This is a genomic window from Enterocloster aldenensis (assembly GCF_003434055.1).
Classification (GTDB): domain Bacteria; phylum Bacillota; class Clostridia; order Lachnospirales; family Lachnospiraceae; genus Enterocloster; species Enterocloster aldenensis.
In genome coordinates, this window is sequence record NZ_QVEX01000016.1 from 112,154 (window position 1) to 126,937 (window position 14,784).

Annotated in this window: 14 protein-coding genes; all 14 read left to right on the forward strand. The window is 51.3% G+C overall.

What is annotated here, in order from left to right:
- Positions 1-5 precede the first annotated feature (5 nt).
- The 14 genes from DWX59_RS30125 to DWX59_RS23200 all read left to right on the forward strand — a co-directional run bounded on the left by DWX59_RS30125 (position 6) and on the right by DWX59_RS23200 (position 14,674).
- Positions 6-2,114 carry a sigma-54 interaction domain-containing protein gene (locus tag DWX59_RS30125; RefSeq protein ID WP_117561960.1) on the forward strand — a complete coding sequence of 703 codons (2,109 nt, stop codon included), beginning with the start codon at positions 6-8 and terminating at the stop codon, positions 2,112-2,114.
- A gap of 299 nt (positions 2,115-2,413) precedes the next feature.
- Positions 2,414-3,670, forward strand: coding sequence for a dicarboxylate/amino acid:cation symporter (locus DWX59_RS23140; RefSeq protein WP_117561963.1), 1,257 nt, complete (start codon positions 2,414-2,416; stop codon positions 3,668-3,670).
- A 21-nt stretch (positions 3,671-3,691) separates the two neighbouring features.
- On the forward strand, positions 3,692-4,849 hold the full coding sequence (locus tag DWX59_RS23145; RefSeq protein ID WP_117561966.1) for an aminotransferase class V-fold PLP-dependent enzyme: 1,158 nt from the start codon (positions 3,692-3,694) through the stop codon (positions 4,847-4,849).
- Between the two features lie 16 nt (positions 4,850-4,865).
- Positions 4,866-5,261 carry a cupin domain-containing protein gene (locus tag DWX59_RS23150; RefSeq protein ID WP_117561969.1) on the forward strand — a complete coding sequence of 132 codons (396 nt, stop codon included), beginning with the start codon at positions 4,866-4,868 and terminating at the stop codon, positions 5,259-5,261.
- A gap of 16 nt (positions 5,262-5,277) precedes the next feature.
- The gene (locus DWX59_RS23155; protein ID WP_117561972.1) at positions 5,278-5,724 is read left to right on the forward strand and encodes an OsmC family protein; all 447 of its coding nucleotides are present in this window, start codon (positions 5,278-5,280) and stop codon (positions 5,722-5,724) included.
- 87 nt (positions 5,725-5,811) lie between these two features.
- A complete protein-coding gene (gene lpdA, locus DWX59_RS23160) occupies positions 5,812-7,530 on the forward strand; it encodes a dihydrolipoyl dehydrogenase (RefSeq protein WP_166460285.1) in 1,719 nt (572 codons plus the stop codon).
- Positions 7,523-8,440 (forward strand): lipoyl protein ligase domain-containing protein, encoded by a 918-nt coding sequence (locus DWX59_RS23165; RefSeq protein ID WP_165641906.1) that lies wholly within the window; start codon positions 7,523-7,525, stop codon positions 8,438-8,440. Before lpdA ends, DWX59_RS23165 begins: the two co-directional genes overlap by 8 nt.
- Before the next feature lies 1 nt (position 8,441).
- Positions 8,442-8,912 carry a RidA family protein gene (locus DWX59_RS23170; protein ID WP_117561978.1) on the forward strand — a complete coding sequence of 157 codons (471 nt, stop codon included), beginning with the start codon at positions 8,442-8,444 and terminating at the stop codon, positions 8,910-8,912.
- A 241-nt stretch (positions 8,913-9,153) separates the two neighbouring features.
- The gene (locus DWX59_RS23175) at positions 9,154-9,864 is read left to right on the forward strand and encodes a 4'-phosphopantetheinyl transferase family protein (protein ID WP_117561980.1); all 711 of its coding nucleotides are present in this window, start codon (positions 9,154-9,156) and stop codon (positions 9,862-9,864) included.
- A gap of 113 nt (positions 9,865-9,977) precedes the next feature.
- Positions 9,978-10,505, forward strand: coding sequence for a spore maturation protein (locus DWX59_RS23180; protein ID WP_117561982.1), 528 nt, complete (start codon positions 9,978-9,980; stop codon positions 10,503-10,505).
- Positions 10,506-10,663: 158 nt separating this feature from the next.
- Positions 10,664-12,160: a MurL-like N-terminal domain-containing gene (locus DWX59_RS23185; protein ID WP_117561984.1), complete on the forward strand. Its 1,497-nt coding sequence runs from the start codon at positions 10,664-10,666 to the stop codon at positions 12,158-12,160.
- A complete protein-coding gene (murD, locus tag DWX59_RS23190; protein WP_117561985.1) occupies positions 12,153-13,502 on the forward strand; it encodes a UDP-N-acetylmuramoyl-L-alanine--D-glutamate ligase in 1,350 nt (449 codons plus the stop codon). Before DWX59_RS23185 ends, murD begins: the two co-directional genes overlap by 8 nt.
- Before the next feature lie 123 nt (positions 13,503-13,625).
- Positions 13,626-14,084 carry a MarR family winged helix-turn-helix transcriptional regulator gene (locus DWX59_RS23195; protein ID WP_117561987.1) on the forward strand — a complete coding sequence of 153 codons (459 nt, stop codon included), beginning with the start codon at positions 13,626-13,628 and terminating at the stop codon, positions 14,082-14,084.
- Between the two features lie 17 nt (positions 14,085-14,101).
- Positions 14,102-14,674: a GerMN domain-containing protein gene (locus DWX59_RS23200; protein WP_117561990.1), complete on the forward strand. Its 573-nt coding sequence runs from the start codon at positions 14,102-14,104 to the stop codon at positions 14,672-14,674.
- Positions 14,675-14,784 lie beyond the last annotated feature (110 nt).

Genomic DNA, 14,784 nt, shown 5'->3' on the forward strand with positions numbered 1-14,784 from the left:
TATTTTTGAAACGTGTAGCAGTGATTTCTTATGATGAAAGGGCCGGTGTTTTTCATGCGGAACAGATGGAGTTCCTCTTTGACAACCGGATAAAGGCATTTTCAATGGATGTGCCGTCCATCAGGAAACATGGACTGGAAAAAGCAGACCTATACTGCATTACCACGGATGCCCTTGAAAACCTTCCTGATTTTCATACCCAGGTGGAAGGCGGCATTCCCATTGTCATGCTCTGTGTCACATTTTCCCATGATATATTACAGCGCCTCAGCCTGATTCCCTCAGGCACAGAGGCGCTGCTGGTCAATCTGAATGAGCCCATGGCCCAGGAGGCGGTTACAAAGCTGATCCAGCTGGGGGCCAGCCATATTAATTACATACCTTTTTATCCGGGGGCGTCCCCAAAACTGGCAGATGGAATACAGTATGCAATCACACCGGATGAGGCCCGGTATGTGCCGGAGGGCATCCCCCATATCGTAGATGTGGGACAGCGGCAGATGGACAGCGGTACCCTGGTGGAGATTGCCCTGAAGCTTAAGATGTATGATTTATGGGAGAACCGTAAATGGAAGGCACATCTTGCTTCCATTGCATCCAATAATTATAATTTCGACGAGCTGTTCGGAAGGGCCCTGCGTCTGGAATCCAGTTTCCAGAGCCTGATTGACATCATGGAAATCGGCATACTGGGCATCAATGAACAGGGCGCGGTCTTTATCTGCAATAAAAAGGCTGAGACGATTGTGGGAAGGAACCTTACGGATGCCATTGGGCAGCAGGCCGGGGAGCTGTTTCCCTACCTGCCTCTTGAGGAGTGCCGCCGGACCCACAGGAAAATTGATGCAAAACTGGTTAAAATCAATCAGAACCCAGTCACGGTGGGCATATACCCCATCAGCCACAACCAGAAGAACATGGGGTTCCTTGTGATGCTCCAGCATTTTGGCGAGGAGGAGGAGAAGCAGCATAAGATACGTAACCAGCTGTTGAATAAGGGCCATACGGCAAAATATACATTTGATCATATCATTGGGATCAGCCCGTCCATTGAACGGGTCAGGGAGATAGCAAAAAAGATGGCGGGCACCAGGGCCTCCATCCTGATTACAGGGGAAAGCGGCACTGGGAAGGAACTGTTTGCCCAGGCCATCCATAACGCATCGGACCGGAGGCTTGAGCCCTTTATCGCATTAAACTGCGGGGCGCTGCCTGAGAACCTTCTGGAGAGTGAACTGTTCGGTTATGTGGACGGCGCATTTACAGGAGCAAAGAAGGGCGGCAGGCTGGGATTATTTGAGTTTGCGCATAAGGGCACCCTGTTTTTGGACGAGGTGGAGGGCATGAGCCCCATGCTTCAGGTAAAACTTCTGAGGGTGATCCAGGAGCATGAGGTGATGCGGCTGGGGGATACCAGACTGATATCCATAGATGTGAGAATCATAGCAGCCACCAACCGTGACCTGGAACAGCTGGTGCAGAAGGGGGAATTCAGGGAAGATTTATATTACAGGCTTAATACGCTTCCCATTAACCTTCCGCCCCTCAGGGAGCGCATTGAGGATATCATACCCTTAATCCACACGTTTGCAGAGGAAAATGGGTCCAGGTTCCAGCTTTCCGGGCCGGTGTGCGAGGCGCTGAAGGGACATTACTGGAGGGGGAATGTAAGGGAACTGAAGAATTGCGCGGATTATTTTTCTTTTCTGGATAAGAAGGTCATTGAGTATGAGGACCTGCCTCCCGGGTTCTTCCACGGCAGGGCCAAACCGGAGAAGGAACCGGTCCATGACTGCCAGGACAATACAATCCTGGAATTCAGGCAGATGACGTCCCCCAGGCAGGAAGCGTATCTCTTTGTCCTGAGCAAGATCCTGGAAAGCAATAAGGGCAGGGTTTCCATCAGCCGTGAAAGGCTTTCCGGATGCAGCTGCGAGAAAGGGCTTGATTTATCTGTCTATGAGGTAAGGGAGATTCTATCTGACCTTGATTCCATGGGATATATCATGGTCCGGAAAGGACGGGGCGGGAGCAGGATTACGGATAAGGGTAAACATGTCCTGCATTACAGCGGCCTGAATCCTGATGGGAAATGCGGACAAAGCGGCTGGTAAAACGGCTGAATTAACGGGTTAATAACGGCAGTAAAACGGCTCAAAAAGCAGCCGTTTTACTGCCGTTATTTATTCCCTTTCTTTTAATGGCGCGGGGAGGGGGAGCAAAGGCCTGATCCGGTGAAAATTTGTTTTTTATTGATATACCATGGATAACACAACCGATTCACAGGATTCAGGTAAAATATCAGAAAATTGGCACGGTAATTGCATGATAAATATGGTACAAAGCGTTTCATACGTTATCCGGAGAATGTATAAGCAGCGAAAATGAGAGGTATATACAAAGGAGGTTCTACATGACTGAACAGAAAAAGACGCAGAGCGTCTGGAAGAGTTACAGATTTCCTATTTTGCTGATTTCTTCGATTATCATTGGTTCAATTATCGGTCTGGTTATGGGGGAAAAGGCCACGGTCCTAAAGCCATTTGGTGATATCTTCCTGAATCTGATGTTTACGGCCATTGTCCCGCTTGTGTTTGCAACCATTGCCAGCGCCATTGGCAATATGCTGAACATGAAGCGTCTGGGAAAGATACTGGGCAGCTTACTGGCAGTGTTTGTGGTCACCGGCCTGATTGCAGGCGTCATCATCATATTCATCGTGACCATATATCCGCCTGCGGCCGGCGTACATATTACCATGGAGGCAGCCGGTGATATGGAGGCGGTTAAGCTGTCGGATGCAATTGTCAATGCGCTGACGGTCAGTGATTTCTCTGCCCTGCTTTCACGCCAGAACATGCTGCCGCTGATTATATTTTCCATTATGTTCGGCTTTTGCATCAGCGCCTGCGGCGGTAAGGAAAGCGCGGTTGGCCAGGTTGTGAATAATCTGGCTGATATCATGATGAAGATTGTTAACATCATCATGGTGTATGCTCCCATTGGATTGGGCGCGTATTTTGCAAACCTGGTTGGAGAATTCGGACCCAACCTGCTGGGGGCTTACGGAAGGGCAATGCTGGTATATTATCCGGTATGTGCGGCTTACTTTGTCATATTCTTTTCACTGTACGCCTACTGGGCAGCCGGAAAGGACGGCTTTAGAAGGATGTGGAAATTCATACTTCCTCCTGCGGCAACCTCCATTGCCACCCAGAGTTCGGTTGCAACATTGCCGGTAAACCTGGATGCTGCCAAGAATATAGGCGTGCCCAAGGATATAAGGGAAATCGTGCTTCCGCTGGGAGCCACCATGCACATGGACGGAACTATTTTTTCCACATTGCTGAAAATAGCGTTCCTGTTCGGCATTTTTGGAAAGCCATTTACAGGAATCGGGACATTTGCATCTGCCATGCTCATTGCCATCATGTCGGGCGTTGTCATGTCGGGCGTGCCCGGAGGCGGATTGATTGGGGAAATGCTGATTGTAAGCCTGTATGGTTTTCCAGCAGAAGCATTCCCGATCATCGCAACTATCGGGTTCCTGGTTGACCCTCCGGGGACATGCATCAATGCAACCGGCGATACGATTGCAGCCATGATGGTATCCAAACTGGTTGAAGGTAAGGACTGGCTTAAGATGAATCTTACAAAGGATGAGGAGTAACCTTAATTAAAAGGAGATAACATGGATAACAAATTTAATCGTGAAAGATGGCACTATCCGGTATTGGACCGGTATACGTACCTGGATACGGCAACCACCGGACTGATTCCGCAGTATGCCTGTGACGCAATGAACACCTATCTGCAGAACAGGACAGATCTCGCGATGGATATTGACGATTATCATTGGCAGTGGGAGTACGCGGATGATGTCAGGGATGAAATTGCGGCAATGATTGGTGCAGAAAGCGGGGATGAAATTGCATTTGGACAGAATTCGTCCTCACTGTTCAACATCTTCTGTAATGGGCTGACCTTTGAGGAAGGGGACAATGTTGTCATATACGAAAATGCATTTCCTGCCATGACCTATGTATGGCTCAACCTTAAGGAACAGCTTGGGCTGGAGGTGCGGGTGGCCAGGTCCTCGGACGGGGAGACTGCACCGGAAAGCCTGTTCTCACTGGCTGATGAGCATACAAAGGCAGTGACGGTGTGCTATGTGGACAGCGGGAATGGTTACAGGCACGATTTAAAGACCATCGGTACCTGGTGCAGGGAGCACAGGATCCCATTTGGTGTGGATGCCACCCAGGCCTGCGGGGCAATGCAGCTGGATGTGAAGGATATGAAGATTGATTTCCTTACCACATCAGCCTACAAATGGCTTCAGGGAATCCAGGGCATTGGGTTTGCGTATATTGATAAAGACTTTATGAAGAACCTGAGGCAATCCGAAATGGGATGGGCCAATGTAAAGGACCGTATCAACGGCGGGCCGTTTGACCTGATAATCAGTAAGAGGGCCTGCCGGTTTGAGAATGGGGGCCTGCCTGCCATTGGACTGTATGGACTTCATGAAACCGTTAAGACCTATAGGAGGCTGGGCGGCAGGGAGATAGAGGATTATATCCTGGACCTGACCGATTATCTTTACAAGGAGGCGGGGACATTGGACGGGTTTTCCATTTCCTGTCCCCACCAAAGGGCCTGCCGGTCGGGTCTGGTATCCTTAAATCTGCCCCATGGGCTGGGGCTGACCGAAGCACGGCTCAGGGAAGCTGGCATAAGGGCAAAACTCCAGGGGCAGGACAGGATGAGGGTGGCGCTGCACTATTACAATAATACCCGGGACATTGACCGGCTTATGGAATATCTGAAATCATGCATTCAAAAGTAAAGAGGAGGACAAGGAAATGGACGTCACAGGAAAAGAACAATTATGTGGAAAGATAAATGATCTGCCCATGATGGATCCGGGCATGCATATGCTTGGGGGTGAGAAGAGGATAGTATTTGGGCCGGAGCGGTTCTGGCCAACCCATGTCATGAGGTGTTTTACCTTGAAACCAGGCGGGAAGGCAGCATCGAACCACCATCCGTGGGTTCATTGGTTTGTATGCATTGCAGGGCAAGGGAAATTCCAGATTGGGGATGATGTATATGATATTGGGGCCGGATACTGGGTTTATGTGCCGGAGGAGATTCCCCATTCGTTCTGGAACACATCAGAAACAGAGGACCTGATATCCCTCTGTACCGTGACAAAAGAAGGGGATACGGATCCGCTGGCCTTAACCAGGGGATGCTGAGAAAAGGAGGCAGGTCATGGCATTAAAGACATACACGGCAAAAGCAGAATTGATTGAAGGATTAAAGGTAAGGGCATCAGCCAGGGATTTTTCCATTGTACTGGATGAACCTCTGGAACAGGGCGGGACCAATGCGGGCATGAACCCCATTGAACTGGCGCTGTGCAGCGTGTGCGCCTGCCAGACAATCACAGCCGCCATATTTGCGGATTTCTATGGAATCCTTGTGGATGACATTAAGGTTGAGGCAGAAGGCGGGATGGACCCGGATGGTTTTAGCGGGATGAATCCGGATGCAAGGCCAGGTATCCAGAAGATCCATTTCAGGTTCATGATTAAGAGCAGGGCGCCCAGGGTGCAGGTTGAGGAACTGGTTAAAGCGGTAGAGAGGATGTGCCCGGTAGGGGATTCCTTCAGGCGTGGCGTGGAACTGGAGGCGCCGGAACTTATACTGTCTGAATGAACGTCCGGACACGGCTAAGGACGCGCAGACGGCAGGAATGAATTTTCAAACATGTTCTGCCAACCGATAGGAAGGGAGGTCAGCAGCGTGGAAATAAAGATGGGCCTGATCATGGGCGGAAAACCAGCGGTTGCCGGAACCATAGAAGTCAGGGCAGGAGACTGGGTGGAACCGGGGCAGACACTGTTAAACACAGAGACCGGGAAAGGAAACCGGCCATTTAAGTCCATGGTGTCCGGAAGGATCACAAGAATCTGTGTGGAGGAGGGAAGCCAGATCCGGACCGGGGACGTGTTATTTGAATATGAAGAAGCGGATGGCGGCAATGGAACGGATGGCAGAGGACCCGGCAGCGCCGGACATGCAGGGGCCTGCCGTGACATAAAGCGCATGGACACGGATGTGGCTGTAATCGGAGGCGGACCGGGCGGATACGTAACTGCATTATACGCGGCAGGCCGGGGGCTCAGGGTGGTTCTGATAGAAAAGGACCAGCTTGGCGGGACCTGCCTCAACCGGGGCTGCATCCCCACCAAGGCGCTGCTGCAGAGCGCGCACCTGTATGATGCGCTCAGGCGGGCAGGGGAATTCGGTATCAGTGCCGACCGCATAAGGGTTGATATGGATAAGGTATTTGACCGGAAGGACAGGATCTGCAGGGAAAACCGCAGCGGCATAAGTTTTCTGCTGGACAGCAGCCATGTGACCGTAATAACCGGTACGGCGCAGGTGCTGCCGGACAGGACCGTGGCGGTAAAAGACGGGAATCCCGGTTATGAGATAAAGGCCGGGCATGTGGTGCTGGCCACCGGATCCAGGCCCGTGATGCCGGACTGGGCCAGGTCCCCGGTCTGCATGGACAGCCGGGAAGCCCTGGACAGCCGCGCCATCCCCCATTCTTTGATTATCGTAGGCGCAGGCGTGATAGGCATGGAATTCGCCTTTTTATATGCTGCATTTGGCTGCCGGGTCCATGTGATTGAGTATATGGACCATATGCTGGGGAATACGGATGCCCAGGCGTGTGCTGTGATTGCAGAGGCAGCCAGGGAAAAAGGAATCCGGATTGACCTTTCATCCAGGGTGACCAGGGTGCTGGGGACCGACAGCGGGGAAGCAGTGGTGTTCTATGAAAAAGATGGGGCGGAGCATGCGGCTAACGCGCAAAAAGTACTGGTTGCGGTAGGCCGTGCGCCGGAGATGGACAGGGAAGCCCTGGAACTTGCAGGCATAGGGTTTGATAAAAAAGGGATAAAGACAGATGAAAACCTTGAGACCAGCATGAAAGGGGTCTACGCCATTGGGGATGTAAATGGCAGGATACAGCTTGCCCACGCAGCCTCGGCCCAGGGTATACAGGTAATTGACCGGATACTGGGGCAGAAAGACCGGGAAACAGACGGAATGATAAAAAGTCCCGTAATCAGGGAACCCGTGATACCGTCCGTGATTTTCACCTCCCCGGAGATTGGGAGCGCAGGCAAAAGCGAGGAGCAGTGCAGGCAAGAAAATATTAAGGTTAAGGTCAGCGTATTTCCTTTTACTGCAAACGGTAAGGCTAAAATACAAGGTGAGACAGAGGGGTTTGTGAAATTAATCATGGAAGAACAAAGCCGCAGAATCATAGGAGGCGTGGCAGCAGGGCCGGATGCATCGGCTCTGGCTGGCTGCCTTGCGGTTGCCATAACCAATAACCTTACGGATGACGGATTGTCAAAAACAGTCTTTGCACATCCCACCACATCGGAGGCCGTATGGGAGGCTGCAATGGGCCTTTCCACAGGCTGCATACATTATCATGAATAGGATAGTCGTATCAAACGAAACAGATCCATGTTACAACCTGGCATTGGAGGAAGAACTGCTGGAGCAGGCAGATAGCGGCAGCACCCTGCTGTATCTCTGGGTGAACCGCCCTTGTGTGGTGCTGGGAAGGAACCAGAACCCATATCTGGAATGCGATATGGATTATATCAAATCAAAAGGCATAGACCTGGTCAGGCGTAAATCTGGGGGAGGGGCGGTATACCAGGACCTGGGCAACCTGAACTACACCTTTATTAACCGGGAAGGGGAAGGCAGTCAGGCAATGCAGCAGCAGGTACTTCTTGGCATGATGCGTCCGCTAGGTGTGGACGCGGTATTTTCCGGAAGGAATGATATCCTTGTGGAAGGCAGGAAGATATCGGGACAGGCCGGATACTGTGAAGGGGGAAATGAATATCTCCATGGCACGCTGATGGTCCGGGTCAATAAGGACCATCTTGAAAAGAGCCTGCGGCCTTCCCGGATAAAACTGGAGTCCAAAGGCGTGCGCTCTGTTGCGGGACGTGTGGCCAACCTGTCGGAATACATACCGGATATCACGCCAGTTCAGGCAGGCGGGCTGATGGCAGGACAGTTCAGGCAGGTCTTTGGGCCATGCCTTCCTGTGGTTTACAGGGATGGAAGCCAGGGAAGGCCCCGGCAGCAGGATACATATGAGTCCCGGGACTGGATTGTGGATAATTGCCCGGAATACACGGTCAGCCAGGAAATGCGGTGGAACGGAGGAATCCTGAAGCTGAGGTTCCAGGTAAGGGACGGGACGGTCCTGCATGCAGGGTGTTCCAGCGACAGCCTTACCTGCGGGGATATTGCCTGGATAAGGGAACTGGAAGGATACAGATATGATAGGGAACAGATTGTCAAAACCATAATGGAGAGAGGAAAATAAAATGAATGTTTACGACAGATTAGAGGAATTGGGAATCAAGCTGCTGGACCCTACCCCAAAAGGAGGGATTTACAGTCTGGTAAGGCCCTATGGGGACCATCTTCTCTATGTATCGGGCACAGCGCCCCACAATGCGGTGGATAGCAACATGGCCGGAAAGCTGGGCAGTGAATATACAATAGAGGAAGGACAGGAAGCGGCCCGTCGGTGCATGATCAATATCATATCAAACCTGCATCATGAGCTGGGGGATTTGAACAGGATCAGGCAGTTTGTGAAGCTCCTGGGATTTGTGGCGTCAGCGCCTGATTTCTATGAGCATCCCCAGGTCATTAACGGGGCGTCCCAGCTATTAAAGGATGTATTTGGTGATGAGATCGGACTGCCCGCCAGGTCGGCAATCGGAGTGGCGGCCCTTCCCTGGAACATACCGGTTGAGATTGAATTGATTTTGGAATTAAAGGAATCATAAGTAATGGACACGCCATAGGGCATTAAATCCTTGCAGGGCCTTTTGTTTGGGGCCGGCAAGGATTTTTTGGATGTTTTATCTGCAGTTTGTTATCAGTTTGTTTGCAGCCCTATGCCGCGGTATGTTATAATCCACTATGTCCCTGTTATTTTGCCTGTGACGGGAAAAGGGCGGGGACGGCAGGTAATGGATTATATGCAGATAGGAACCGGTCGGGGTTCATAACGGTAAGGAGCTGTCAATGGAACATATATTTATCCTTAATATCAATCAGCTGAAGGACGGGGACACATTCAGATATTACTTTAATGAAATGTCCCGGGAGCGTCAAAACAAGATAATGCAGTTCAAGATGGAGGCTGACCGCCTGCGTTCCCTGGGCGCCGGCATTGCGCTTCATGCCATCTTAAAACAGTATGGCCTTAATCCCCGGGAGACATGCCTGGAATACGGAACCAACGGAAAGGCGTCCGTGGCAGGGCGGCCGGATATCCATTTTAACCTGACACATTCCGGCTGCTATGCAGCCGGGGTCTGCGGCGCCGCCCCGGTGGGGATTGATATAGAAGAGATTGGTCTCATGAAGGTGAAGGTGGCCCGCCGGTTTTTCCATGATGGGGAATACAGGTATCTGGAACAGATGGAGGATGGACAGCAGAAGCAGGAAGCATTCTTCAGGCTGTGGGTCCTTAAGGAAAGCTTTATGAAGGTAACGGGGCTGGGCATGGCGCTGCCGCTCAATGCATTTGAAATCCGCTTTCAGGGCCAGGATATAGAGGTGGTCCAGGAATTGGATGACATAAGGTACTATTTCAAGGAGTTTTCCCTTGAAAACAGCAGGATGGCCGTGTGCAGCGCCGGAAGGCCTGTCACAGGATGGGAGCCGGTGTGGATCCGTCTGGACACACCCGGGCGCGCAACTGGCGGGAATGAATTTTTAAACACACCCTAACCCTCCCCGCCCATGCCCGCCGCCAGTTATTCCGTTGTCTGTGAATCCCGGGGGAATGAAACCATCATTGCCGGAATACCATGTATAAAGCGGCTTAACCAGGGGATATCCATATGAGGTTTATACTTTTTCTGTCAGAGGCCATGGTTCCTCTGATGATTTTTTATATTGTGGGCTTCGGGCTGCTGTCAGGGCGGCCTGTGCTGGATGATTTTATAGACGGGGCCAAGGATGGCATGAGGACAGTGGCGGGAATCCTTCCGACCCTGGTGGGGCTGATGGTTTCCGTGGGGGTGCTGCGGGCATCCGGGTTCCTGGATTTTTTGGGGGAAATGCTTAAGGCCCCGGCTGCCCTGATCCATCTGCCGCCTCAGATTGTGCCGGTGGTACTGGTCCGGCTGGTTTCCAACTCAGCGGCCACCGGTCTGGTGCTGGACATTTTTAAGGAATACGGGACAGATTCCAGCATAGGGCTCATTGCCTCCGTGCTCATGAGCAGTACCGAGACCGTGCTTTACTGTATGAGCATCTACTTCAGTTCCGTTGGGATAAGGAAGGGCAGATATACCCTGGCAGGCGGTCTGTTTGCAACAGCCGTGGGAGTGGCTGCCAGCGTATTCCTTGCAGGCGCCATAAGATAAGGTGCCGGCAGACGGTCCCAGTCAAAAAAACATTGCAAAATCAAGGGTTATTGACTATAATAGCCATAGATAAAAAGGGAATCCGTTGTATATGCGCCCTGTATCGCAGAGGGGCAGGGTGTACAGCGGGTTTGTGTTGTAAGGAAAGAGGACATATTATGGAACAATATCAGACACTGCGCAGGCAGTATCCTCAGTTCATATATAAAAGTTACGGGATAGAAGAAGATGAAAGCGGATGCAGGATTACATACAGGTTTGAGATTCCCGGTCTCGCAGCCTTTGCCCCTGTCTGGAGGTTCCCAAAGGCAGCAGGGGATACCGTGCAGTGGTCCAGGGACCGGCTCATGCAGGACATGATATTCTCACTGGGCATGGTGGAACTGGTGAGTTACTGGAAGATTGCATGTCCTCCAAGGGTAATCGTGGAAGCTGGTTTCCTGGACCAGGACCAGATGGAATGGTGGAGGGACCTGTATTATAACGGCCTGGGCGAGTTCTTTTATGTGAATCAGATATGGGAAGCTGGCCAGGATGATTTCATGGAGATTGTATGCAATGTACAGAGCCAGCCGGAGCCTCAAAGCCAGCCGGAGCTGCAATGTCAGCCGGAGCCGCAGAGCCAGCCGGAGCCGTATGGCTCCCGGCCCCTGCAGGCCCCCGGTTCCCGGTCCCCGCAGGAGAAAGGGGTACTGGTCCCTATTGGCGGAGGAAAGGATTCCGCGGTCACCCTGGAGCTGCTGCGCGGTGCCGGAGTGCCCATACATGCCTACATCATCAACCCCAGAGGCGCCACCATCCATACCACGGAGGCTGCGGGACTGAAGGAGGGCCAGGTCATAAATGCCAGGCGGACCCTGGATCCTAACATGCTGGAGCTGAACCGGCAGGGATACTTAAACGGGCACACGCCGTTCTCGGCCCTGGTGGCATTTTCCAGCATCATCGCAGCCAGGATGCACGGATTATCCCAGGTGGCCCTTTCCAATGAATCCAGCGCCAACGAAAGCACGGTCCAGGGAAGCACGGTCAACCACCAATACTCCAAGAGCTTTAAATTCGAAAAGGATTTTCATGAATACCAGAACCGTTACCTGCCGGGAAGCGCCGGTTATTTCAGCATGCTGCGCCCATTGAGCGAGTTCCAGATAGCCCGGTACTTTGCAAAGCAGAAACAGTACCATCCGATTTTCCGAAGCTGCAATGCGGGCAGCAGGACGGACAGCTGGTGCGGACACTGCCCCAAGTGTCTGTTTGTATACCTGATACTCTCCCCGTTCCTATCCTCACAGGAGGTGCGGGACATATTCGGACGGGATATGCTGCAGGATGAGGCCATGAAGGAAACCCTGGAACAGCTGATAGGCATCCGGGAAGAGAAGCCATTTGAGTGCGTGGGCAGCCGGGCTGAGATTAACACGGCAATGGTGCTTACCATTCAGCGTATGGAAGAGGAAGGGGAAATGCTTCCGGCCCTTCTTTCCTATTATAAGGGCACCGGCCTTTATAAACAGTATCAGGCTGCGGGGGACCGGTATTCGTCCTACTATGACAGTGAGAACCTGGTGCCCCCGGCCTTGGACAGGGTTGTCAGGGAGAACTGTGTGGACGGCGGTACGCTTACACACCCTAAAAAGGAGAATGAACGTGAATGAGAAGATAACTCCCTGGATTGAGGGCAAGCGGGTCCTGCTCCTGGGTTTTGGAAGGGAAGGCCAGTCAACCTATCATGTCATAAAGCAGGCTGGCGGATATGCCTGCCTTGATATAGCGGACATGGCCTCCCCGGCGCAGCGGCCGGATGAGGAGGCGCGGTGGATAACAGGACCAGGCTATCAGAAATGCATGGATGACTATGACGTGGTCTTTAAAAGTCCGGGAATCGTTCTGGAAAAGCCCATAGAAGAGTACCGGTGCCAGATCCTGTCCCAGACAGAAGTATTTTTCCAATGTTTCCGCGACCAGATCATCGGTATCACTGGCACAAAAGGAAAAAGCACGGTTACCTCCCTTTTATACCATATCCTTAAGAATGCAGGTATGGACACCATGATCCTGGGCAATATCGGCATACCGGCCCTGGACCACATGGAGGAGGTAAAGCCGGACACCAAAATCGTGTTTGAGCTGTCCTGCCACCAGTTGGAATATATGACCGTATCCCCCCATATCGGAATCCTGGTCAATATACATGAGGAGCACCTGGACCATTACAAAACCATGGAAAAATATGTGGAGGCCAAACAGCGTATCTTCAGGAACCAGAAAAAGGGCGACATACTGATATGCAACGTACAATGCCTTCCCGAGTCCGCAATCTGCCCGTCCACGCTTTTAAAGGCCGGGGTGAATGAGCCGGACACGGAACTTTGCGTGGCGGAGGAACCTGACGGCACATGGATTCATTTCCGTGATAAGGCGTACAGGATACCGGTGGACGAAATCCGGCTGCTGGGACAGCACAATTACTTTGACATCGGGGTGGTATACGGGGTGTGCAGTATCCTTGGGATGGATGACGGTGCATTCACGGCAGGACTTAAGACATATGAACCCCTGCCTCACCGGCTTCAGTATCTGGGTGAGCGGGACGGGGTTAAATATTATGATGATTCCATATCAACCATCTGCGATACCACCATACAGGCCCTTAAGACGTTAAAGGACACGGACACCGTGCTGATTGGAGGCATGGACAGGGGGATTGATTACAGGGAACTGATTGAGTACCTGTCAGAATGCCAGGTAAGGCATATCATCCTTATGGAAGCAACAGGCAAGCGTATTTACCAGGAGATATATAAGTTTTATCCTGAATTTAAAGACAGGCCCAGACTGATCCTGGCTGAACATCTGGAGGACGGTGTGAGGCGCGCCATGGAGATTACCAGGCCGGGACACAGCTGCGTGCTTTCACCTGCAGCTGCCAGCTATGGTATCTTTAAAAACTTTGAGGAACGCGGAGAAGTATTTTCCAGGCTTGTATTTCATTCCTGATTTTGGACGAAACTGTAAAAAACACAAAAAAGTCACAGGCTTTTAAGAATTTTATAAGGATTTAGGGGCTTGTGTTAACAAGTAAAATACTGTACAATCAGTAAGAAGCTTTTGAAGTAGAAAGTGAAAGGGAGAACCGTGGGAACTTATGAGACGCTGAATGAAGTTTTGGTGAGCCTGTTCCGCGATGTCAATGATATAGAGCAGAAGGCGATTATTACCTCGGAATTTGGGGACCTTACCAATAACGATATGCATGTGATAGAGGCCATTGGTATAGACGAGCCTAAGAACATGTCAACCATTGCCAGGGCATTATCCGTTACAGTGGGGACCTTGACCATTTCCATGAACAGCCTTGTGAAAAAAGGCTATGTAGACCGGCAGCGCAGCAGTGAGGACCGGCGGGTTGTTTATATCTCCCTGTCAGAAAAAGGAGTTAAGGCTTATTATCATCATAAGAAGTTCCATGAACAGATGATAGGAAGTGTTGTGAAAGAACTGACGGAAGAAGAACTGGAAGCCCTTGTAAAGGCGCTGACAAAACTGAACTCCTGGTTCAGAAGCTTTGAAGAGGACTAAAGGAGGCATATACAATTATGAAAAGATGGTTAATAGGCGCGATGGCAGTCATGGTGGCCGTATCACTGGCAGCGTGTACGCCTACTACTGAGAAACAGAAAAAGGAAACATCAGCAGCCACGGCAAAGTCAGCTGAGAATATGATTCCCCAAAGCACGGGCGGTGCAGCTGATAAGGTTCCGGATCCTAATGTAATGCCGGTAGCAGTTGTTTCCATTTATCATGGCGGTGATTCCGACAGCTTAGTGCAGGACATGGATTCCCTTGACACCGAAGGTCTGGATGCCCAGCTTCTGGTGGACAAACTGATTGAATACGGCGTGCTGACAGAGGGCACCCAGGTTTTAAGCTTTGACATTGAGGGCAAGGAAGAAGATTCCGTGGGAACCCTTAATCTCAATCAGGCGGAAAGCGCCGAGGGAGCTTCCGATGAGATGTTCCTGACAGAGATTGGCAATACCTTTACGGAGAACTTCGAGTTAGGTAAGCTGAAGCTGAAGGTCAATGGCGCGAATTATTCAGGCAAGGACATTCAGCAGGGAGACGGTGACTATCTGACTTACCGTACGGATTATGATACAGTTGAATAAATATGGCATGATATCCTAATATAGAAGGAACCGTTTTGCGGCGTTACCAGCTGCTGAGCGGTTCTTTTATTTGGCTCTTTGTCAATAGTTGGGGTGGGATTTGTTAAAAT

Bases quoted from the DNA above. Each gene is read 5' to 3' on its own strand.
- DWX59_RS23140 (WP_117561963.1), top strand. From the start codon at position 2,414: ATGACTGAACAGAAAAAGACGCAGAGCGTCTGGAAGAGTTACAGATTT.
- DWX59_RS23145 (WP_117561966.1), top strand. From the start codon at position 3,692: ATGGATAACAAATTTAATCGTGAAAGATGGCACTATCCGGTATTGGAC.
- DWX59_RS23150 (WP_117561969.1), top strand. From the start codon at position 4,866: ATGGACGTCACAGGAAAAGAACAATTATGTGGAAAGATAAATGATCTG.
- DWX59_RS23155 (WP_117561972.1), top strand. From the start codon at position 5,278: ATGGCATTAAAGACATACACGGCAAAAGCAGAATTGATTGAAGGATTA.
- DWX59_RS23165 (WP_165641906.1), top strand. From the start codon at position 7,523: ATGAATAGGATAGTCGTATCAAACGAAACAGATCCATGTTACAACCTG.
- DWX59_RS23170 (WP_117561978.1), top strand. From the start codon at position 8,442: ATGAATGTTTACGACAGATTAGAGGAATTGGGAATCAAGCTGCTGGAC.
- DWX59_RS23175 (WP_117561980.1), top strand. From the start codon at position 9,154: ATGGAACATATATTTATCCTTAATATCAATCAGCTGAAGGACGGGGAC.
- DWX59_RS23180 (WP_117561982.1), top strand. From the start codon at position 9,978: ATGAGGTTTATACTTTTTCTGTCAGAGGCCATGGTTCCTCTGATGATT.
- DWX59_RS23185 (WP_117561984.1), top strand. From the start codon at position 10,664: ATGGAACAATATCAGACACTGCGCAGGCAGTATCCTCAGTTCATATAT.
- DWX59_RS23200 (WP_117561990.1), top strand. From the start codon at position 14,102: ATGAAAAGATGGTTAATAGGCGCGATGGCAGTCATGGTGGCCGTATCA.